The 19720-nt window shown below is 59.8% G+C and carries 24 protein-coding genes; 10 read left to right on the forward strand and 14 right to left on the reverse strand.

Annotated features, from left to right (window positions below; translation table 11 throughout):
• Positions 1-3: 3 nt before the first annotated feature.
• From VK725_RS08555 to VK725_RS08610, 12 genes are all read right to left on the reverse strand, one after another.
• On the reverse strand, positions 4-762 hold the full coding sequence (locus VK725_RS08555) for a heme ABC transporter permease (RefSeq protein ID WP_325317639.1): 759 nt from the start codon (positions 760-762) through the stop codon (positions 4-6).
• 4 nt (positions 763-766) lie between these two features.
• Positions 767-1462, reverse strand: a complete 696-nt coding sequence (gene ccmB / locus VK725_RS08560; RefSeq protein ID WP_325317640.1) for a heme exporter protein CcmB — start codon at positions 1460-1462, stop codon at positions 767-769.
• Positions 1455-2090: a cytochrome c biogenesis heme-transporting ATPase CcmA gene (gene ccmA / locus VK725_RS08565; protein ID WP_325317641.1), complete on the reverse strand. Its 636-nt coding sequence runs from the start codon at positions 2088-2090 to the stop codon at positions 1455-1457. Before ccmA ends, ccmB begins: the two co-directional genes overlap by 8 nt.
• Positions 2091-2111: 21 nt before the next feature.
• Positions 2112-2546: a DUF3293 domain-containing protein gene (locus tag VK725_RS08570; RefSeq protein WP_325317642.1), complete on the reverse strand. Its 435-nt coding sequence runs from the start codon at positions 2544-2546 to the stop codon at positions 2112-2114.
• Entirely contained in the window at positions 2539-3909 is a 1371-nt protein-coding gene (locus VK725_RS08575; RefSeq protein ID WP_325317643.1) for an NAD(P)/FAD-dependent oxidoreductase, read from the reverse strand. Before VK725_RS08575 ends, VK725_RS08570 begins: the two co-directional genes overlap by 8 nt.
• Positions 3910-3984: 75 nt before the next feature.
• Positions 3985-4746, reverse strand: coding sequence for an acetoacetyl-CoA reductase (phbB, locus tag VK725_RS08580; protein ID WP_325317644.1), 762 nt, complete (start codon positions 4744-4746; stop codon positions 3985-3987).
• Between the two features lie 71 nt (positions 4747-4817).
• Positions 4818-5321 carry a polyhydroxyalkanoate synthesis repressor PhaR gene (gene phaR, locus VK725_RS08585; protein WP_325317645.1) on the reverse strand — a complete coding sequence of 168 codons (504 nt, stop codon included), beginning with the start codon at positions 5319-5321 and terminating at the stop codon, positions 4818-4820.
• An 87-nt stretch (positions 5322-5408) separates the two neighbouring features.
• Positions 5409-6962 carry a DHA2 family efflux MFS transporter permease subunit gene (locus VK725_RS08590; RefSeq protein WP_325317646.1) on the reverse strand — a complete coding sequence of 518 codons (1554 nt, stop codon included), beginning with the start codon at positions 6960-6962 and terminating at the stop codon, positions 5409-5411.
• 24 nt (positions 6963-6986) lie between these two features.
• Positions 6987-8192, reverse strand: a complete 1206-nt coding sequence (locus VK725_RS08595; protein WP_325317647.1) for an efflux RND transporter periplasmic adaptor subunit — start codon at positions 8190-8192, stop codon at positions 6987-6989.
• Positions 8179-9756, reverse strand: a complete 1578-nt coding sequence (locus VK725_RS08600; RefSeq protein WP_325317648.1) for an efflux transporter outer membrane subunit — start codon at positions 9754-9756, stop codon at positions 8179-8181. Before VK725_RS08600 ends, VK725_RS08595 begins: the two co-directional genes overlap by 14 nt.
• On the reverse strand, positions 9753-10277 hold the full coding sequence (locus VK725_RS08605) for a MarR family winged helix-turn-helix transcriptional regulator (protein ID WP_325317649.1): 525 nt from the start codon (positions 10275-10277) through the stop codon (positions 9753-9755). Before VK725_RS08605 ends, VK725_RS08600 begins: the two co-directional genes overlap by 4 nt.
• A gap of 89 nt (positions 10278-10366) precedes the next feature.
• Positions 10367-11134 (reverse strand): TatD family hydrolase, encoded by a 768-nt coding sequence (locus VK725_RS08610; RefSeq protein WP_325317650.1) that lies wholly within the window; start codon positions 11132-11134, stop codon positions 10367-10369.
• A 167-nt stretch (positions 11135-11301) separates the two neighbouring features.
• Here VK725_RS08610 and VK725_RS08615 point away from each other — a divergent pair, with 167 nt between their 5' ends.
• Together VK725_RS08615 and VK725_RS08620 are read left to right on the forward strand one after the other, a co-directional pair.
• Positions 11302-11931, forward strand: coding sequence for a glycine zipper 2TM domain-containing protein (locus tag VK725_RS08615; protein ID WP_325317651.1), 630 nt, complete (start codon positions 11302-11304; stop codon positions 11929-11931).
• A 21-nt stretch (positions 11932-11952) separates the two neighbouring features.
• The gene (locus VK725_RS08620) at positions 11953-12432 is read left to right on the forward strand and encodes a glycine zipper 2TM domain-containing protein (RefSeq protein WP_126672857.1); all 480 of its coding nucleotides are present in this window, start codon (positions 11953-11955) and stop codon (positions 12430-12432) included.
• A gap of 76 nt (positions 12433-12508) precedes the next feature.
• On the opposite strand, the gene VK725_RS08625 is transcribed toward VK725_RS08620, so the two are convergent.
• Entirely contained in the window at positions 12509-12943 is a 435-nt protein-coding gene (locus tag VK725_RS08625; RefSeq protein ID WP_325317652.1) for a cell wall hydrolase, read from the reverse strand.
• A gap of 446 nt (positions 12944-13389) precedes the next feature.
• Positions 13390-14193: a folate-binding protein gene (locus VK725_RS08630; RefSeq protein ID WP_325317653.1), complete on the reverse strand. Its 804-nt coding sequence runs from the start codon at positions 14191-14193 to the stop codon at positions 13390-13392.
• A gap of 129 nt (positions 14194-14322) precedes the next feature.
• On the opposite strand from VK725_RS08630, the gene VK725_RS08635 reads away from it, so the two are divergent.
• The 8 genes from VK725_RS08635 to VK725_RS08670 form a co-directional block, all read left to right on the forward strand.
• Entirely contained in the window at positions 14323-14490 is a 168-nt protein-coding gene (locus VK725_RS08635) for a DUF1674 domain-containing protein (RefSeq protein ID WP_325317654.1), read from the forward strand.
• Positions 14491-14579: 89 nt separating this feature from the next.
• On the forward strand, positions 14580-14975 hold the full coding sequence (gene sdhC, locus VK725_RS08640) for a succinate dehydrogenase, cytochrome b556 subunit (RefSeq protein WP_325317655.1): 396 nt from the start codon (positions 14580-14582) through the stop codon (positions 14973-14975).
• Positions 14972-15379, forward strand: a complete 408-nt coding sequence (sdhD, locus tag VK725_RS08645; protein ID WP_325317656.1) for a succinate dehydrogenase, hydrophobic membrane anchor protein — start codon at positions 14972-14974, stop codon at positions 15377-15379. The genes sdhC and sdhD overlap by 4 nt, the downstream gene beginning before the upstream one ends.
• Before the next feature lie 5 nt (positions 15380-15384).
• Positions 15385-17172, forward strand: a complete 1788-nt coding sequence (gene sdhA / locus VK725_RS08650; protein ID WP_325317657.1) for a succinate dehydrogenase flavoprotein subunit — start codon at positions 15385-15387, stop codon at positions 17170-17172.
• 24 nt (positions 17173-17196) lie between these two features.
• Positions 17197-17979, forward strand: coding sequence for a succinate dehydrogenase iron-sulfur subunit (locus tag VK725_RS08655; protein ID WP_325317658.1), 783 nt, complete (start codon positions 17197-17199; stop codon positions 17977-17979).
• Positions 17980-18128: 149 nt separating this feature from the next.
• Complete coding sequence (locus VK725_RS08660) at positions 18129-18377, forward strand: succinate dehydrogenase assembly factor 2 (protein WP_325317659.1); 249 nt, start codon at positions 18129-18131, stop codon at positions 18375-18377.
• Positions 18349-18783 (forward strand): protein YgfX, encoded by a 435-nt coding sequence (locus tag VK725_RS08665; RefSeq protein WP_325317660.1) that lies wholly within the window; start codon positions 18349-18351, stop codon positions 18781-18783. The genes VK725_RS08660 and VK725_RS08665 overlap by 29 nt, the downstream gene beginning before the upstream one ends.
• Before the next feature lie 130 nt (positions 18784-18913).
• Positions 18914-19720: ABC transporter permease (locus VK725_RS08670; protein WP_325317661.1), on the forward strand; the 807-nt coding region annotated here is incomplete at its 3' end.

Consider the following 19720-nt stretch of genomic DNA (forward strand, 5'->3'; position numbering starts at 1 on the left):
CACTCATCCTCGCACCTCTTTCTCGACGATCTCGCGCACCCAATCCTTACCACTTTCCAGTGACAGGAGATCGGCGCGCGTGCGGCCGAAGAGGCTAGCGATGTAATAGAACTTGGTCGCCGCCATCATCGTGAGCAGCGGCCAGATCATCGAAAATGCCATCGTGGATGGTCCAAGCAAACGAATGGTGGAGCCTTGATGCAACGTGTTCCACCAGTTCACCGAGAAATGCACGATCGGTACGTTGACGATGCCGATCAGCGCAAGGAATGCGGCCGTGCGCGCGCCCTGGCGGCGATCTTCAAACGAGTGGTAAAGACCGATCACGCCCAGATACAGAAACAGCAGCACGAGTTCGGAAGTAAGACGCGCATCCCACGTCCACCATGTGCCCCACATGCGCTCGCCCCAAAGCGAACCGGTGACCAGCGTGATGAAGGTGAACGCGGCACCGATCGGTGCCGATGCCATGGCGACAATTTCAGCGAGCTTGATACGCCAGACCAGTGCGATAAACGCAGCGATACCCATGACGGCGTAAATGAAAAGGCTCATCCATGCGCACGGCACATGGATGAAGATGATGCGGTAATCGTCGCCTTGCTGATAATCCGGTGGCGCCAGGACGAGGCCACCATAAAGAGCGATCGCGCCGAGGATGAGCGCCAGCGCAATCGCCCAGGGCCGCAGCTTTCCCGCAAAGCCATAGAACACCGGCGGCGAGCTGAGCTTGTGCAACCACAAGGGAATCCACTTGGCCATGTTTTTAAGAGTCCAGCGCGATACGGAGTGCGGCGGCGCAGGCCAGCGGTGCCAGCACGACAGCCAGGGCAAGTGCTGCACCCAGCCATGCGATAGGGGCGATCCAGGGTAGCCCCTCCTGGGCGGCTGCCAGAGCCCCGGCGGCGAAGATCACCACCGGCACACACAGCGGCAGCAGCATCAAGGCGAGGAGCATACCAGAGCGCCGGGTGCCGGCCGTAAGTGCCACCAGCACCCCGCCGAGCAGGCTCAGGAGTGGGGTGGCAAAGAGCAGGGCCAGCAGCAACACCGGCATCGCCGTCGCCTGCAGATGCAGCATGCCGGCGAGCAGCGGGGCGATCACGATCAGAGGCACGGCGGTGGCGATCCAATGCGCCAGGATCTTCATGCCCATCATCAGTGCAAGCGGTTGTGGCGCGAGCATCAGTTGTTCGAGCGAGCCGTCTTCGATATCGCTGCGGAACATGGCGTCGAGCGCGAGCAGCATGGCGAGCAGCACCGTCACGAGCACCGCACCCCCGGCGATTCGCCGAAGCAGCGCATCTTCAGGACCGAGTGCGAACGGAAACAACGAGGTGACGATCAGTGCGTACAACACCGGCAACGCCATGTCGCCGCGCTGGCGCCATGCGAGGGTGAGGTCGCGCCGTAACACAGCCATGCAGGCGTGGCCGAGTCCGGGACGTTGCCGGTCAGTCATGCAGGCGAATCCGCTGCGGTTCGCCGCCGTGGAATTGCACCGCGCCGTGGCTCGTCACCAGCGCGGCGCCACCGTGCGCGATGTGGGCTTCGAGCAATCCATTGACCAGTTCGATGCCGGTGCGATCGAGGTTGGCGTACGGTTCGTCGAGCAACCACAGTGCAGCAGGAATGAGCAGCAAACGAGCAAGCGCAACGCGCTTCTTCTGGCCGGCGGACAGCTTGCGCACCGGCTCGTCTTCGTAACCGGCAAGTCCAACGCGTGCCAACGCTTCGTCGATGTGGCTGTGTTCGCGATGACCGTGCAGCCCGATGGCGAAGCGCAGGTTTTCGTGGGGCGTCAGATCGGCTTTCAGTCCCAGCTGGTGGCCGAGGAACACGACCTCGCCGCTGCAGCGATCCCACGTCAGCGGTTCGCCGCGCCAATAAAGTTCGCCTTCTTCTGGCCGCAGCAATCCGGTGAGGATGCGCATCAACGTCGTTTTGCCGCTGCCGTTGTCGCCTTCGATCAGCGTGAGTTCGCCGGCGTCCAGACAAAAATCCAGCGGGCCGAACACGGGTTCGTCCTGGCGATGGAAGGTAAGCGCCCGTGCTTGGAGCAGGGGCTTGGCTGGCGAGGCGTCGGTCATCCCCGGCATTGTCGGCAATGCTTATCCGGCTTGTCCATGTGGCGTGCTGCCACCGGTGAGGCGCAGTCGGGCAGGGCTCGTACCCAGGCCGTGTACATAGGCGTTTTGCTGGAATTGCTGCGCAAAGCGGTCGGTTTCAAAAAGGTCCGGGCCGACCACGAAAAAGCTCGGTTCCCGCCAGTTTTCACCCACACCCATCCCGGGGCGGACACAGACGGTTTGCCGCAATTCGCGAAGGGCGATGAGCAATGATTGCTGCGCAGCATGGTTCTGCGCGCGCGGCTGAACTTCGGAGTGCGGGTTCCACGCGGTGATGAATGCCCAGGCGTATTTGCCGGTCCACGGGAGTAGTTCCTCCGGAAGCGCAGCATCGACGTGGATGCTGATCCAGCCGCCGCGCGGCAGGCGGACGCGGTAATCGGTGGTCCGGTACGCCTCGATCAGTTTTTCATCCATGGCGTAGCTTCGGTAGCGGAGGGAGTGTCGCTTCAAGCGTGCTGACGGCAGCGTCGAGTTCCACGTCGTTGGCGCTCGTCGAACCGCGCAGCAATTGTTCCAGCAGCGTATCCTGCGCGCGGCCGCGTTCGAACACATACGCATACGGAAGATGCGTGAATGTGACCATGCGGTAGCGCGCCATGAAGTGCTTTGGCGCACGTTCGGCCAGACGCGCGCCGAGTTCGCGCTTGGCCAGGTAATGCGGATCGGCCACGGAGTCGCGCATCTCGATGTAGTTTTCCAGCGCCATTGCCGCAATGGCGTTCGCGTTGGGCTGACGAATGCGTTGGAATTCGACGAAGGCATCGCGCACGTCGCGTCCGGATTCGGCAAGCAGATCGGCAAGCACCACCGTGTCTTCGAAGCCGCAATTCATGCCTTGCCCGTGGAAGGGGACGATGGCGTGCGCGGCATCGCCGATTAACAGAGCGCGGTCATCGATGTGCCAGCGATCGAGATAGAGCGTGGACAGTGCGCCGACCGGGTGGTCGTCGTAATCCTTGGCAAAGTGCGGAATTTGCGGCAGCAGATCCGGGAAGTCTTCGCGGAAAAAAGCGGATGCTGCGGCCGAGTCGGGCAGCGTATCGAAACTCGGATGCGGGCCATGGGCCGGAAGAAAAAGCGTGACGGTGAAGCTTCCTTCCGTATTCGGCAGCGCGATGCACATGTAACCGCCGCGCGGCCAGATATGCAGCGCATTGGGTTCGATCGCAAAGCGGTCGGCGCCGGCGGCTGGCGGTATCTCCAGTTCTTTATACGCATGGCCGAGCGGTTCGATACGAATGCCCAGCGGTGCGTGATCGTTCATCGCCGCACGTAGTGCAGAGCCTGCGCCGTCGGCACCCACCAGAATCGGTGCGTCGTGATGGCGCTCTACACCTTTCTCATCGACAAGCGTGATGCGACGTTGATCGAGATCTGCGTCAACCAGCGACTGACCGAAGTGAAATGTCACGCCAGCGGCTTCTGCAGCATCGAGCAGCAAGGTGTTGAGGCCGCCACGTGAGACAGACCAGATCACTTCGCTGTCATCGACGCCGTAGCGCTGCAAGCCCGGCGTGACGTTGAGCGGGTGCACCATGCGTCCGCGCATCATCACGGCACGCTGCAGCACGTCATCGGCCAGACCGGCGGTGCGCAACGCTTGCAGGCCGCGCTCCGCCAGCGCGAGGTTGATAGAGCGCCCACCGAGAAAACCCGCAACACGCGGATCGGGGCGTTTTTCGAAAACCTCCACGGCAAATCCGCGCTTGGCGAGCAGCTGGGCGAGCAGAGCACCTACCAGGCCCCCGCCGATCAGAGTGATGGATTGCCGTGTCATGCTGCATTCCGTGGAGGTAAGCACGACACTTTTCCGCAACTGGGCGTTTACCGCAAGTACGCCCGCAGCGATTTCTCAGAAGCTCATGAAATACCCGCCGTTTACCGGCAGGTTGGCGCCTGTGATGTAGCCAGCGTCATCGGCGGTCAGAAACACCACGGCGCGGGCGATATCCGCCGGTGTGCCAAGGCGGCCCACCGGAATGTCCGAAATGATTTGCTGGCGAATGTCCTGCGGGACGGCGGCGACCATCGGCGTGTCGCAGTAGCCCGGCGAAACCGTATTCACGGTGACGCCCTTGCGCGCGGTTTCGCGAGCGAGTGCCATGCTGAAACCGTGTACGCCGGCCTTGGCTGCTGAATAATTGGTCTGCCCGAATTGACCGGTTTGTCCATTCACCGAGCTGAGATTGACGATACGGCCGAATCCACGCGTCGTCATGCTGTCGACCACGTGACGGCACATATTGAATACGCCATCCAGATTCACGCGCATCAAATCGTGCCATTGCTGCGGGTCCATCTTGCGCAGACTGGTGTCGCGCGTGATGCCCGCGGCATTGATCAGGATGTCCGCGTGACCAATGCTGCGCTCGACGTGTTCGATCAGACCGCCGCATGCTTTGAAGTCGCTGACGTCGCAGGGCTCAAACCGAATGGCGCCGTTATAAGCGGAAACATGCTCGCGGAACGCTTCGATGCGGTCGCTTCGCGTGGCCAGATCCACGGCAATCACCTGCCGTCCGGCCTCGGCCAGACGCATGCAGATTTCCGTGCCGATACCACCGATACCACCGGTCACCACGGCGACGCGTGCGTTGGACGTTGACAAAGTCATCACATCATTCCTTCCACGCATGCCGCGCGGCAACACGTGCTGTGCTGCAGCGGGAATACGGTTAAATCGATTTAACCGGGCTTTTTGCCTGGGGTGCCGGGACGAGTGGGTTGACTCGCGGGCTGTGCTTGCGATGCAGTGTCGAGGAATCCGCGCTGCATCGATTTCCATGCATCCAGATTGCGCTCTGTCAGCTCATTTAACAGCGACCATGGGGTCTGGCCCATGAGGCTGTTGAGCTGAGAGCGGAATTGCTGCTGCTGGTCGAGGAAGACCTGCAAGCTGCGCTCCAGATACGGCCCCATGAATCCCTGCAAGGAGTCACCGTAGAAACGGATGATCTGACTCAAGAGCTGGGGCGACAGCATCGGCTGCCCTTTCTCCTCATGCTCAGAGATGATCTGCAGCAAGACAGAGCGGGTCAGGTCCTCGCCGGACTTGGCGTCACGGACCTCGAAATGTTCGCCATCCAGAACCAGCTGACGGACCTCTTCCAGCGTGATGTAGCTGGAGATTTCCGTGTCGTAGAGTCGACGGTTCGGGTACTTTTTAATGATGCGGTTTGCTTGTGCCATGCGGCACACGCTAGCAGAACGTATTGCGCCGCACCAGCCAGCGGGCCGTTTCGATGCTGCACCCCGGGGTGCAGCAATCGGCTCCGTTCAGTGTCCCGCGGCCCCGCCGGCCGAACCGAAGGGCGGGCGGGTCATCCAGATGAACGGAATCAGCAAGATGAACAAAATGGCGCACATGTAGAAGATGTCGTTCACCGCCAGGGTGAGGCCTTCGCGGGTAACGATTTGATCTATAAAGCCCACCCGCTGGCTCGCGCCCATGTTCATGTGCGACAGCTGCTGGATGTATTGCGCGGCGCCAGGTTGCGCGGAGCTGACGTACTCGGTCAGCGTCGCGTGGTGATAGATACCGCGGTGCTGCCACAGCGTGACAGTGACCGCCGTCGAGACGCTGGAGCCAAGCGTACGGAAGAAGTTGGAAAGACCTGACGCGCTGGCGATCTCTGTTGGAGGGAGCCCCGACAGGTAGATCTGATTCAGTGGAATGAAGAAGCAGGGGATGGCCAACCCCATTACGAAGCGCGGCACAATAAGTGTGGCAAAAGACGCTGCGCTGTCGAAGGTCGAGAACCAGTACGACGTGATCGCAAATATCAGGAACGCGAATGTCACCAGCATGCGCAGGTCGAACCGCTGCATGTTGCGTCCAATAATCGGCGACAGCAGGAATGCCAGTACCCCCACGGGGGCACTTGCCAAGCCTGCCCAGGTTGCGGTGTAGCCCAGCGTGGTCTGCAACCACAGCGGAAACACCACGTTGATGCCGAAGAAGGCGAACATACCTAGCGAGAGGCTGATCACCCCCATCGTGAAATTGCGCTGCTTGAACAGCGTAAGGTCCACAACCGGATGTTTGGCATGGATCTCCCACACCACCAGAAAGACCAGGCATACCACCGCAGTGAGTCCGAGCGTCAGGATCAGCGGCGATGCAAACCAGTCATGATCGTTGCCGTTGTCCAGCATGAACTGCAGGCAGCCCACACCGGCGACGAGCAGGAACAGACCGACCACATCGATGGGCGCCTTCATCGTCTTCGTTTCGCGCTTGTGCAGCAGCATCCACGTGATGATGGCGGCAAGGATGCCCACCGGCAGGTTGATGTAGAAAATCCAGGGCCATGAAAGATTGTCGGTGATGTAGCCGCCGAGAATCGGACCGAAGATGGGTGCGACGACTACTGTCATGGCCCATAGCGCGAGTGCGATGCCTTGCCGTTCTTTCGGATAACTCGATAGCAGCAGCGTCAGCGAAAGCGCCACCATCGGGCCAGAGCCCGCGCCTTGCATCAGGCGAGCGATCACCAGCATCGGCATGCTGGTGGCCATGCCGCACATCATCGAGAAGATGACGAACAGCGCGACCGATACGCAGAACGTGCGCACTTCGCCAAAACGCCGCGCAATCCAGCCGGTGAGTGGCTGCATGATCGCGCTGGCGAGCGAATACGAACTGATCGTCCACGTACCTTCGCTGGCGCTCACGCCAAGGCTGCCGGAGATGTGCGGCACCGCGACGTTCACGATGGTCATGTCCAGCACCTCCATGAAGGTGCTGAACGCGACTGCGATGGTCAGCAACACCAGCGGTGTGCCGTGCAGCGGCTTTGGGGGTGCCGCGTTATCGGGCGTGACGGCCATGCGGGCTCACCGGACTCGTTTTATTTATTTGGAAGCGTCAACGGAACTGCCGAGGTTGGCGCGGATGATCTTTTCGGCTTCCGCGTCAGCTTGTGCCGCTACTTGGTCGTACACATCGGTTTGTGCCACCGGTTGTTGCGGCGCCGAAGCGAGTACAGGCCCATTGTCGTTGGTGATGTCGACTTTGACGTCGGCCGAGAGGCCCACGCGTAGCGGATGCTTGTCGAGCTCGTCATTGTTCAGCGCAACGCGGACGGGCACGCGTTGAACGACCTTGATCCAGTTGCCTGTCGCGTTCTGCGCAGGCAGCAAAGAGAAGACGCTGCCGGTGCCTGCACCGAGACCAATCACCTTGCCGTGATACTCGACACTGCTGCCGTAGATATCCGTCGTGATCTTCACCGGCTGGCCGATGCGAATGTGACGCAGCTGGTTTTCCTTGAAGTTCGCGTCGATCCACAGGTTGTGCAGCGGGATGATCGTCATCAACTGCTGACCGGGCGTGATGCTGCTACCTAGCTGTACGCTGCGCTGCGCGACGTAACCGGTAACGGGTGCAACGATCGTATTGCGTTGTGCCGCGACCCATGCGGCGCGAAAGTTCGCGCGTGCCTGCAACACCGACGGATTGTTGGCGATGTCCGTGCCTTCTACCGACGCACGCGATGCCTTGGCCTGCGCTTTGGCCTGATCCAACGCAGCACGCGCCTGTGCAAGGCTGTCGCGCATGTGCTGCACGATTTCCGGCGATTCGGCCTGCGCGGCCACGAGTGGCATATGTCGCTGCAGATCGGCTTCAGCCTTGCTCACATCGACTTCGCGTGCCGCCACGGTGGCATCGGCGCCGGTAACGGTATCCGTCTGCTCGCGCACCTGGCGCACCGCTTGCGCAAGCGCGCTGCTGGTTTGACGTAGGCGCACATCCGCATCGGTGCCATCGAGTTTCACCAGCACTTGCCCTGCATCAACGTGCTGCGTGTCGTCGGTCATGATCGCCGTAACCGTACCGGACACCTGCGACGACAGTGCAACCTGGTAACCGCCAACGTAGGCGTTATCAGTGGTTTCGCGCGTCGAGAAAATGAAGAACCACAACAGGAACCACGTGAGTCCTGCGAGCACGAAAACGGCAGCAACAATGAACAAAGCGCGGCTGCGCTTGGCGGGGTCCTTGGCAGCGAGACCGCTGTCCTTGGCATCCTTGGCGACGGAGGACTCAGAAGCGCTCATGGGCGGGGGCTCCGGGGGTATTCGAAGTGGAAGCGGTAGGGGAGGAGGAAGAAGGCGCGGCAGGCTGCGGTACCGTATCGATATCGGAGCGATAGCCGCCACCAAGCGCCTTGATTAGCGCCAGATCCGTGCTCAGCGCCTGAGCGTGCAGGCTGATCGCCTGATCGCGCTGCTGCAGCAACTGCAATTCCGCGCCCAAGCTTTCGCGTGCATCTTTGGTGCCGCGAGTCTCGCGTGCGTGCGCTGTAGCAACGAGCATGCTATTCGCGCGCACTTCGGTGTCCTGCTTGGTGCGGCGTGCGGCAATCTGTTGTGCGGTGACGGCTTGCGTGGCGACATCACGCGCGGCGTCTCGCACCGTTACATCGTATTGCGCAATCGCTGCATCGAGCTGTGCACGGCTCGCACCATAGTTTGCTTTCAGGCGGCCGCCTTCAAAGATGGGAAGATGCACGGCGGGTGTAATACCGAACACGCGGCTGCCCCACTCGAATAGGTTGCCCAGATCGCCGCTGCTGCCCTCGGACAAGCCGGGGAATTTCGGTGCCCCCTGATTCGTGCTGGACAACCCCGCCATCGCATTGATGCTGACGTCCGGGAAAAATTCGGCACGCGCCACATCGGTTTGCTTGAGCGCAGCTTCGACCTGCCAGCGGCTCGCTGCTATATCCGGTCGACGGGCTATCAAATCCAGGCGTGCATTGTCCGGCAACGCGCCTTCGATTTTCGGCAACGCATGCGGATGCAACTCGGGAAGATCGGCGGGGGATACGTTAACCAGCGCGGCGAGCACCACTTTGCGAAGCTCGATAGAACCTTGCAGCGTCACCACCATTTGCTGAGTGCCGGCGAGTTGTGCGCGAGCCTGCTGGAAGGTATCGGGCAAATCCACGCCTTGTTTTACGCGCAGCTCGGCAATTTGCAGCAGGCGTTGCTGGAGGGCGACAGATTGAAGTGCCAGACGAAGGCGAGCTTCATCTGCAAGCCAGCCAAAATAGGTATCGGCAACGGTATTCTGGATTTCCAGCGCTGCGGCACTGCGTTGCGCCTCGGCTGCATGTGCCTGATCCAGCGCGGCCTCGATCGATTCGCGCTTCTTGCCCCACCAATCGAAATCGTATTCGGCCTGAATGCCTAGGTCGGCCTGGTTATACCAGTTGAAACCGAGCAGGGACGGCGGGAACAGGCCGTGATCGCTCATGCGCTGACGCGTGATCTGCGCATTGCCGTTGATATTCAGACCCGCTTGCGCGGCCGCCACCTTCACCGATTGCTCGGCCGTCTGTACGCGCGAATGCGCTTGCGCGAGATCGGGTGACTGCTTCATTGCCATCGCGATGAGGTTGTCCAACTGCGGATCGTTGTACACGCGCCACCAATCGGAATCGGGCCAGCCCGCTTTAGTGGGCACATGCAAGCCGGCAAGCGGTACGTCATCGCGTAGCGCGGGGTGCTGCACTTTCTTAGGGATGAAATTGCAGCCGGCGAGACCGATCGTCAAAGACAACGTCAGCAATGCCAGCGGCCGAAGCCGTAAAAGGGTGGGGGACGAAACGACGTTCATGGCGGATCACCCGCTTCGTTTTCGAGTTGGCAGAGGTTGTAGGCAAGCTTGCGCAGAAGCCGCATCAGGTTGCGTCGGTCTGCATCGCTGAAACCAGCGAAAATAAGATGGAGGCTGGGGAACATTTCGGGCAGCATCTTCAGTACGAAGCGCTTGCCCGTCGCCGTGATTTTCATCAACACGCGGCGCCTGTCCTCGGCGCTGGGTGCGCGTGTAATCAAGCCGCGTTTGATCAGCGCATCGGCGATGCGCGTCATGTTGGTCGCGCCTTGCGAGGTGAATACGCAAAGTTCACCGGGTGTGAAACTACCATCCGGTTTCGAGAACAACATCATTAGCGTGCGAAATTCGCTGTCGTTGAGCTTGAAAGGCTTGAGCTTGTTTTCCAGCTGCTCATGCATGCGCTGGCTGATCAGCAACATGACGCGGCACAGCGCGGCGTCTTCCGGCATTTCCGGAATGATGTTTCGGACGCGCGCGATGCCCTCATCGAGCATCTGTAGGTCGTAACTTAGCGACATTTCATCGGTGTATATTTCACTGATGGAATAAATTGTGCAACGCAAATATCACGTTTGGCAAGTGTCTACCCGCGAAACTGATGGACTAGTCAGCTAATCCCGAACAGGCGGCGCGTGTTTGCCGTGGTGGCTGCCGCGACATTGGCAGGGTCTTCGCCGCGAAGCGTGGCGATGCAGTGAAGCGCGTCGGGGATATAGGAAGGCTCGTTGCGTTCACCGCGATGTGCGGCGCCCGGTTGATCCGGCGCGTCGCTCTCAAGCAGAAGGTATTCAATGGGCATTTTCGCCACGATCTTGCGCAGGCGTTGAGCGCGCTCGTACGTGACCGGGCCGCCAATGCCCAGATGAAAGCCGATCCTCCACAGCTGCTCGGCCTGCTGCTCGCTACCGGAAAAACTGTGCACGACGCCGCGCAAGCCACCCAAGTGGCGCAGCGTGGTCGTGACTTCGTCCATCGCTGCGCGTGCATGAAGAATCACTGGCAAGTCAAAGTCGCGCGCCAGCGTCAGTTGCTGGCGAAAGTAGCCGCGTTGCCGTTCCGCGTCGTGATCTTTCTCATGGAAATCGAGGCCGATTTCTCCGACGGCAACGGGGCGTTTCGCTTCGAGCCATTGCGATAGCGTGGCTAGGTCCTCGTCGCGATGCACATGCATGAACATCGGGTGCAGGCCCCAGGCCGGGAAAAGTCCGCTGCCGGGTGTGCATAGCGTTTGAATGCGCGCCCAGCTCTTCACGTCGACGCCGGGCACGACTTGCAGCGTTACCCCGGCTGCGCGGGCGCGATGGAGAACCGCGGCGCGGTCGGCGTCGAAGCGCGCATCGTCCAGGTGTACGTGGCTGTCAGCAAGCTGTGGCATGGCGATATGGTGAAAAGTTGGATCCCGTACTCGTTTCTTATGAGCCGATCGACAGTTCCGTCATCGATCTAGCCCTTATTCAGCCGTGCGGCGTTTCAATTCACCGGCATAACATACCTTGGGGAAGCGGCTTGTGCCGCTATAGCTTTCGCGCAGGAGATTGAGAAATGGGCAAGTTGGCGGTGAATGCGTTTTGCGTTGGCCTTGTCACCACGTTCGCCTTGGGCATCACGGCGTGCAGCAAGCAGGTCGATAACGGTACGGGTAGCGCCGCGGCCAGCAGCAGTGCCGCAGCCGCTGCGGCGGCGAGCAGCGTGGTGGCCAGCGGGCAGGCGGCGCCGGCAGGCGATGAAGGGTTGCTCGCGCAAGTCGTCAGTGTGACGCCAGTAAACGATCCTGCTGCGGCTCCGCAACAGGTCTGTCACGACGAAGTGGTTCAAAAGAAGGTGCCCCCGAAAGACAAGCACCGTATCGCAGGAACGGTCATCGGTGCCGTGGCAGGCGGCTTGCTTGGCCACCTAGTTGGTGGCGGCAAGGGTAACGCGGTCGCTACCGCGGCCGGTGCGGTGGGTGGCGGCTACGCAGGCAACCGTATCGAGAAAAGCGAGCAGGATAAAAAGGTCGAAAACGTTGTCGTACATCGTTGCAGCGCCGTTGCAAATTCCGGCGGTAATATCGTCGCGTATGACGTGACTTACGTGTACAACGGGGTTACGCGCACTACACGCATGGATCAGGATCCAGGCAACGTGGTCAAGGTTGACCAAACCGGTGTCGCCGTTCCGGACGCGCATTAATCGAACAACCAGGAGGTCGTCGTGAAAATCAAGTCAATCAGGTGGGGTTTGTTTGCAGGTTTGATGGTGGGACTGGCGGCCCTTTCCGGATGCGAGACGCCGCAGCCTTACCGTGGCTCGACGCAATATGGTCCGCCGCCGAACGTTTGCACGACATGTGGTGTGGTGCAGAGCGTCCAGCAGGTATATGTGCAGCAACAAGGCACCAATAACAGCGGTGTAGGCACCGTGATCGGTGCAGTGGCTGGCGGCCTCCTCGGCAGCACAATTGGCCATGGTCGCGGCAATACGGCCGCTATCGTTGGCGGCGCGGTGGTCGGTGGCGTGGTCGGCAATCAGGTTGGTGCGGCAAACAGCCAGCCGGGCGGCACCTCGGTGGCATTTCAGATTGTGATTCGCCTGGACAATGGCCAGTACGCAACGGTAACCCAGATGCCAAATCCTGGGGTGCGGCCTGGCGACTACGTCTATATCAACAACAATCTGGTTTATCCGCGCTGATTCGAATCAGCCGTTTAGACGTCCAAATAAAAGGCCCTCGAAAGAGGGCCTTTTTTATGCGCTTTGCTTGAGTCCGTCAGTTGATCGCGTAGAACTTGTGATCGCCAATGGTGATGGCGTTGCGATTTCGCGACCACGCGGGCGATACCGATACGGTGGCGAAGTGATCGGCGCGCGGCACAAAAAAGCGACGTTCGTCAGCGGGGCGCCCCCAGTTGATGATCGATTGACCTGCAATGTCCCACGCTTTCTGGAAAGCCTGGAGATTGTCGACATCTTGGGATTGCGGTGTCGTCGTAAGTGCAAATTGATGCGGTGATTTCACCACATCGCACACCGTGCCACCCCATTGACCGCGTTCGCGTCGACGCATGGCAACTTCTGCCACGGCCATCTGACCGATCGTCGACTGGCTACGTGCTTCCAGATAGACGGTGGTCGCCAGACAAGTCTGGTCTGCGAGCGGTTGGGGCAGTACGGACATCAGCCACAACAGCATGGAAAGTTTCATACCTGCCTCCAACTTGCAGTCACGCTTGAGGCAAAAACATGCTTGCCAAAGCGCAGTTGCGGTGGACGGGCGGGCAGACCGTGCCACCTGGATTAATCGCATGCACCGAAACTTGTGATGCATACGGTTAGCTACGACAACGTAGCGAAATCGACCGACATGTCCGATGTCGGTCGGCATTGATTTGGCTTTGACGCTGCGGGCTATGAGCCCTTACTTGCAGCGTGTTCGCGCATACGGCGAATTGTCCACCGGCAAAAATTTCTGCCGGGTCGCGCCGATCCGGACCCCTCCGGTTCGTCGCGTATAACAGCACCCTGCGGGCTTGGATGGGTGCCGGAAAAAGTTTGGCGAAATCTAGTGGGGGATTTTTGTCTTTGCAAGTGCCCGCACTGTTTGGTTCACATTTCAATCACGCCGTGGCAATGCGATAAATATCGTAACTATCAGTCTTGCCAAGCATTTAGCAGTGTTATCGCAACACCGTTATCGCTTGTGCTTTCTGAATGAGATGCGATGTTTTGCGCAACGTCATCTGCTATGACAGCAAGTGATTCGATGCGTTCACTGTGCGATACAACAGTTAGCAATCGCACAAATTCGCGATCTTCGCGTTGCAATAGCGTGCCATCAGTCATGTGTTTTGAAAGTTCGATGCGATGCAAGTGTCGCTTGTTGCCGCCGCGATAATGCAAGCGCGCAACAATTTCCTGTCCTGGATAACAGCCTTTATCGAGTGCAATCGCGCCAAGTCGATGCAGCGATAAAGAAGGTGGCGTCAACTCGTTCAATGCATTGTTTGGAAGCCATGGCCAACCTTCGTGCAATTGTGCGATTTGCCATGTGTCGTCATCGGCAACGTCGTTTCCAATGTGCATGGAATGCGATCCACACCCGAAACGAAAAACATTGTTTTCTGCATCGACGACATGCATCGGAAGCGCAGCGCCGTGTTCGATTTTCATTTCCTCTTTCGCTGTCAGCGTAACGCGCGAACGAAATACGAAACGTCGCAATGCATCGGCAAATTCGTGGGCGTCGCCACCACGTAAAACGAGCAGTAACGTCTCGTCGCTCAATCGCGCGAGATGAAAGAGTGCGCGCACGCGTCCCTGTGCATCCAGCCAACTGCTGAATTGCCATTGGCCATTCGACAGGCTGGTCACCGGACTGGTGAACTGGTTGTGCGCGAAGGCCAGGGCGTCCGGGCCTTCGATCGAAACAACGTGGGCGAGGTTGGATGTAGGCATGCGTATGGGCAGATGGGGTCGGTTTGCCGATGGTGCAAGGCCGCACGCCAGGGCATGCAACGCTTGGCACCGCGCGTCAACTGGTTGTGCCGCTATGCCGCAAGTATTACGCTTTTAGCGATACCAACCATGCCCGACACTTCCTCCAAACCCGTAACCGGTTCTGATCCCGCCAAGACGGAGCGTGCTGTCACGCCTGTTTCGCCATCGCAGGAAAAGGAAAAGGACGGGCGACCGGCACCGGATCCCACGCGCTACGGCGATTGGGAGAAGAACGGACGCTGCATCGACTTCTGATCCACTGCGCGATCCGCGTTGTGGACGCGGCGACAGCAGGGGAACAGGTGGCGGTGTGGGCATAGCGATTCCACCCCAGGATAGCCGCCATGGCACAGACGCAACGACCGCTTTCTCCGCACCTACAGATATATAAGTGGCAAGTGCAGATGGTGACTTCCATCTTGCATCGTGCCACCGGCATTGCCCTGGCGGTGGGCACGCTGATGGTTCTGTGGGGCTTGCTCTCGCTGGCCGCTGGCGAAGATGCCTTCAATCAGTTCAAGGTATGCACGGGCAGTCCGCTCGGCATGATCCTGATGATCGGCTGGACCTGGTCGCTCTTCTATCACCTGTGCAACGGCATCCGTCATTTGGTCCAGGATGCCGGCGCCGGTTACGCCATCGCTCAATTTGTGCGCTCCAGCTGGCTCTCCATCATCGTCAGCATTGTGCTGACGCTGCTTGTCTGGGCCTATGTGCTGACAGCCGGAGGTGCCGCGTGAGCACGAATGCGAAAGATTTGCCCAAGGATTTGCAGAACCCGCTCAAGCGTGCGCGAGGGCTCGGTTCGGCCCAGTTCGGTGTGAGCCACTGGTGGACGCAGCGCGTCACGGCTGTCGGTCTCATCCTTCTTGGATTGTGGTTCGTCATCCTGGTGTTGGGTCTGTTGCACGCCGACTACGCGACAGCGCGCGCCACCGTCGCCAAGCCGTGGAATGCCGTTCTGCTGGTAGCTTTTATCGTCACCGCGTTCTGGCATGCCGTGCTCGGTCTGCAAGTGGTGATCGAAGATTACGTGCACACCCGCTGGAAGGAGATCTTCCTGATGGTGGCAATTAAGTTCCTCGCGGTGCTGAGCGTGCTGGCTGGCGCGCTGGCTGTACTGCGCATCGCATTGGGAGCCTGAGGCCTATGGAAGCCTATAAAATTCAACAACACAAATACGACGTCATCGTGGTCGGCGCCGGTGGTGCCGGTCTGCGTGCCACGTTCGGTCTGGCCGAGAAGGGCCTGAAGGCCGCCTGTATTACCAAGGTGTTCCCGACGCGCTCGCACACCGTGGCCGCACAGGGCGGTGTCGCCGCAGCGCTCGGCAACATGGGCGAAGACGACTGGCGCTTTCATTTCTACGACACGATCAAGGGTTCGGACTGGTTGGGTGACCAGGACGCCATCGAATACATGTGTCGCGAAGCCATTCCGGCCATTTACGAACTGGAACACTACGGTGTGCCGTTTTCACGCACCGACGACGGCCGCATCTATCAGCGTCCGTTCGGTGGCATGACCACGCATTACGGCAAGGGTACGGCGCAACGTACCTGCGCGGCGGCAGACCGCACGGGTCACGCGATTTTGCATACGCTCTATCAGCAAGCGCTGGCGCATGACGCCACGTTCTTTGTCGAATACTTCGTCATCGATCTGATCTTCGATGAGGAGGGTGTTTGCCGCGGCGTACTCGCGCTCGACATGAATGAGGGTACGCTGCACTTCTTCCGTGGTCAGGCCGTGGTGCTGGCCACGGGTGGCTATGGCCGTGCTTACTTCAGCGCAACCTCTGCCCATACCTGCACGGGTGACGGTGGGGGCATGGTGCTGCGCTCCGGTCTTGCCCTGCAGGACATGGAATTCGTGCAGTTCCATCCCACGGGTATTTACGGCGCTGGCGTGCTCATTACCGAAGGCGTGCGTGGCGAAGGTGGTTATCTCACCAACTCCAAGGGCGAGCGCTTCATGGAGCGCTATGCGCCGAGTGCGAAAGACCTCGCTTCGCGTGACGTCGTCAGCCGTGCCATCACGCTCGAAGTGCGCGAAGGCCGTGGCGTGGGCGAGCAGAAGGACCATGTGCATCTGAACCTGATGCACCTTGGTGCCGAAGTGATTCACGAACGCCTGCCGGGCATTGCCGAATCGGCACGCATCTTTGCCGGCGTTGACGTGACGAAGGAACCGATCCCCGTTCTGCCAACCGTTCACTACAATATGGGCGGTATTCCCACCAACTATCACGGCGAAGTGGTGCAAAAGAAGGGTGACGACGTCGACACCGTCGTACCGGGTCTGTTTGCCATCGGCGAAGCCGCCTGCGTTTCGGTGCATGGCGCCAACCGTCTGGGCTCCAACTCGCTGCTCGATCTGGTCGTTTTCGGCCGCGCCGTGGCACATCGCTGCGCGGAGATCATCAAGCCGGGCTCGTCGCAAAAAGATCTTCCCGCCAGCGTGCTCGACAAGGCGCTCTCGCGCTTCGATGCGCTGCGTAACGCCAATGGCAGTACGCCGACGGCGCAGATTCGCATGGACATGCAGCGCACCATGCAGAAGGATGCTGCGGTGTTCCGTACCGGCGAAACCCTGCAGGAAGGCAGCAAAAAGATCGGCGAAGTCTACGATTCGTTCAAGGATGTGAAGGTCAGCGACCGTTCCATGGTATGGAACTCCGATCTGATCGAAACGCTGGAGCTGTCGAACTTGCTTCCGCAGGCGGTGGCGACCATGCAGTCCGCCGAACAGCGCCATGAGAGTCGTGGTGCGCACGCACGCGAAGATTTCCCGGACCGCGACGATCACGAGTGGATGAAGCATACCCTCGTCAAGGTCGACGATAACGGCAAAAGCAGCTTCGATTTCCGCCCGGTGCACATGTACACCTTGACCAAAGATGTCGAGGTTGTGCCGCCGAAGAAGCGCGTCTACTAAGCATTACCGACTGGAGAGGCAATCGTGGCCGAGTTCACGCTACCCAAGAATTCGAAGATCCAGCCGGGCAAGCACTTTCCGGCGAAAGACGCGAAGAAACCGCGTACGTTCCGCATCTATCGCTGGTCGCCGGATGATGGCCAGAACCCGCGTATCGACACGTACGAAGTCGATCTGGCCGCTTGCGGCCCGATGGTTCTGGACGCTTTGCTGAAGATCAAGAACGAAATCGATCCGACGCTGACACTGCGTCGTTCGTGCCGCGAAGGTATCTGCGGCTCGTGCGCAATGAACATCGATGGCACCAATACGCTCGCTTGTACCAGGGCCATTGAAGAATGCGCCGCGGGCGATGTGAAGATCTATCCGCTGCCGCATATGCCGGTGGTGAAGGATCTTGTGCCGGACCTTACGCACTTTTACGCACAATTCGCATCGATCAAGCCATGGCTGCGCACGCAAAGCGCTGCGCCGGATCGTGAGCGTTTGCAGTCGCCGCACGATCGCAAGAAGCTCGATGGTTTGTACGAGTGCATTCTTTGCGCGTGCTGCTCGACCAGCTGCCCAAGCTACTGGTGGAACGGGGATCGTTACCTCGGCCCGGCCATTCTGTTGCAGGCATATCGCTGGATCGTCGATTCTCGCGATGAGGACACCGGGACACGTCTGGACGATCTGGAAGATCCGTTCAAGCTGTATCGCTGCCACACCATCATGAACTGCGCTCGCACGTGTCCGAAGGGTTTGAATCCGGCCAAGGCGATTGCGGAGATCAAGAAGTTGATCGTGGAGCGCCGCTCGGCGTAACTGCTTTTCCCTTCTCCCTCCGGGAGAAGGTGCCCGAAGGGCGGATGAGGGTGCGCCCTCGACGAGTGGATTGTCAGTCGTCTCAAGATTCGTACCCTCACCCCAACCCCTCTCCCAACGGGAGAGGGGCTTTTACTGAGGCGTTTCTTATGGATGCCGATCGCATCAAACGTCTTCGCTGGCGCACGCGTCGCGGTACACGCGAACTCGATTCGTTGTTTGGCGGTTGGCTTGAAACCTCTTTTCCTGTTGCCAACGAGGCACAACGCCAGGCGTTCGAAGAATTACTCGACGCGCAGGACCCCGATCTGTGGGATTGGGTAATGGGACACGCCCAGGCACCCCGAGCCGACTGGCAAACCATCATCGATGACATCCGCGCCCGCCATCGGCTTTGAATACCGGCCCTCGCGCTGGCCCGCCCGTTTGTTCCTTACTGGCAGTGCGATAGCCGTTCTGGCGGTGGCTTTAGCTGGCATGCCGTCATGGGCGAAAGTCGTCGTGGCTCTGGCTGTCGCGATCGCTTGCACGCGCGCCTTACGTCGACTGCACACTCCCGTGAGTGCCGCCGGTTGGGCCCATTCCAGCGGCTGGACCTTGCGCGGTGTGGATGCCACAGATGAACCGGCGTCGCTGCGCTCCTTCAAGGTAATGGGCACGCTGGTTCTGCTGCGGCTTAGCAGCCCCCGCTATGGCAGACTTACCCTTTGGCTGATGCCCGACAACAGCGATGCGGATATCCGCCGTCGCCTGCGCATGCGTCTTGCGGTCATGAAGGCGGCCGCGGGGGAAGGCGTGGCGTAACCGCTCGGTTGCCGGGTTACCGCGCTTCGGGCACTCTGCGCGCTCGGCGTGGTCTCAGGGATTCCACGATGATTGCTGATCATCGGGCATCCGGGCGGCCCGTCACCCGAATTCCACAAGCGAATCCTCCATGTTCCGACCGCTCGAGCTTTTCGTAGGCCTGCGTTACACCCGCGCCAAACGGCGCAACCAGTTCATCTCCTTCATTTCGTCCGTATCGATTATCTGCATCACGATCAGCGTGATGGCGTTGATCACGGTGATGTCGGTGATGAATGGCTTCGACTACCAGCTGCGCTCGCGCATTCTTGGTGCGATCTCGGACGCCACGGTGTCCAGCGTCGGCGGCGAAAGCCTGCAGAACTGGCAGTTTGCCATGAAGGCAGTTGACGGCAACCCTCATGTGAAGGGGGCTGCGCCGTACGTGGAGATTCAAACGTTCATGCAGGCGCAGCGATCCACGGGCGCCATCGTGCGCGGTATCGATCCGTCGCAAGAGCCGAAAGTTTCCAACATCAACCAGCACATGGTGGACGGATCGTTCGATTCGCTGAACTCCGACGGCTGGAACATCATTCTCGGTAAGGATCTGGCGCTGCAATTAGGTGTTGGCCTTGGCGATCGCGTTATCCTCGTCGTGCCGCAAGTCACCTCCAACCCGCTCACGGGCGCTACACCTCGAATCCGCGCGTTTACCGTTAGCGGCATCTTCGAAATGGGCATGGAGGAGTTCGACTCTGGCCTGGGTCTTATCAGCATCGGCAATGCCGAAAAGCTGAAAAGCATCATGGGTCCTACGGGTATTCGCCTGAGCTTGGACAATCTCGACAATGCACGCTCGATTGCCCTGGAACTGGCCAATTCGCTTGGACAAACCTACGAAGTGACAACATGGATGGACAGTCACGCCAACTTCTTCAAGGCCATCGCCATGGAG

The organism is Dyella sp. (assembly GCF_035486915.1).
GTDB lineage: Bacteria > Pseudomonadota > Gammaproteobacteria > Xanthomonadales > Rhodanobacteraceae > Dyella_B.

Excerpts from the sequence above, each read along its gene's own strand:
- VK725_RS08605 (WP_325317649.1), bottom strand. The coding sequence starts at position 10,277 with ATGTCGCTAAGTTACGACCTACAGATGCTCGATGAGGGCATCGCGCGC.
- ccmA (WP_325317641.1), bottom strand. The coding sequence starts at position 2,090 with ATGACCGACGCCTCGCCAGCCAAGCCCCTGCTCCAAGCACGGGCGCTT.
- VK725_RS08600 (WP_325317648.1), bottom strand. The coding sequence starts at position 9,756 with ATGAACGTCGTTTCGTCCCCCACCCTTTTACGGCTTCGGCCGCTGGCA.
- VK725_RS08590 (WP_325317646.1), bottom strand. The coding sequence starts at position 6,962 with ATGGCCGTCACGCCCGATAACGCGGCACCCCCAAAGCCGCTGCACGGC.
- VK725_RS08610 (WP_325317650.1), bottom strand. The coding sequence starts at position 11,134 with ATGCCACAGCTTGCTGACAGCCACGTACACCTGGACGATGCGCGCTTC.
- VK725_RS08595 (WP_325317647.1), bottom strand. The coding sequence starts at position 8,192 with ATGAGCGCTTCTGAGTCCTCCGTCGCCAAGGATGCCAAGGACAGCGGT.
- VK725_RS08555 (WP_325317639.1), bottom strand. The coding sequence starts at position 762 with ATGGCCAAGTGGATTCCCTTGTGGTTGCACAAGCTCAGCTCGCCGCCG.
- VK725_RS08630 (WP_325317653.1), bottom strand. The coding sequence starts at position 14,193 with ATGCCTACATCCAACCTCGCCCACGTTGTTTCGATCGAAGGCCCGGAC.
- VK725_RS08575 (WP_325317643.1), bottom strand. The coding sequence starts at position 3,909 with ATGACACGGCAATCCATCACTCTGATCGGCGGGGGCCTGGTAGGTGCT.
- VK725_RS08665 (WP_325317660.1), top strand. The coding sequence starts at position 18,349 with ATGACATCCGCGCCCGCCATCGGCTTTGAATACCGGCCCTCGCGCTGG.
- VK725_RS08635 (WP_325317654.1), top strand. The coding sequence starts at position 14,323 with ATGCCCGACACTTCCTCCAAACCCGTAACCGGTTCTGATCCCGCCAAG.
- VK725_RS08570 (WP_325317642.1), bottom strand. The coding sequence starts at position 2,546 with ATGGATGAAAAACTGATCGAGGCGTACCGGACCACCGATTACCGCGTC.
- VK725_RS08615 (WP_325317651.1), top strand. The coding sequence starts at position 11,302 with ATGGGCAAGTTGGCGGTGAATGCGTTTTGCGTTGGCCTTGTCACCACG.
- sdhA (WP_325317657.1), top strand. The coding sequence starts at position 15,385 with ATGGAAGCCTATAAAATTCAACAACACAAATACGACGTCATCGTGGTC.
- sdhC (WP_325317655.1), top strand. The coding sequence starts at position 14,580 with ATGGCACAGACGCAACGACCGCTTTCTCCGCACCTACAGATATATAAG.
- VK725_RS08625 (WP_325317652.1), bottom strand. The coding sequence starts at position 12,943 with ATGAAACTTTCCATGCTGTTGTGGCTGATGTCCGTACTGCCCCAACCG.
- phaR (WP_325317645.1), bottom strand. The coding sequence starts at position 5,321 with ATGGCACAAGCAAACCGCATCATTAAAAAGTACCCGAACCGTCGACTC.
- ccmB (WP_325317640.1), bottom strand. The coding sequence starts at position 1,462 with ATGACTGACCGGCAACGTCCCGGACTCGGCCACGCCTGCATGGCTGTG.
- VK725_RS08660 (WP_325317659.1), top strand. The coding sequence starts at position 18,129 with ATGGATGCCGATCGCATCAAACGTCTTCGCTGGCGCACGCGTCGCGGT.
- phbB (WP_325317644.1), bottom strand. The coding sequence starts at position 4,746 with ATGACTTTGTCAACGTCCAACGCACGCGTCGCCGTGGTGACCGGTGGT.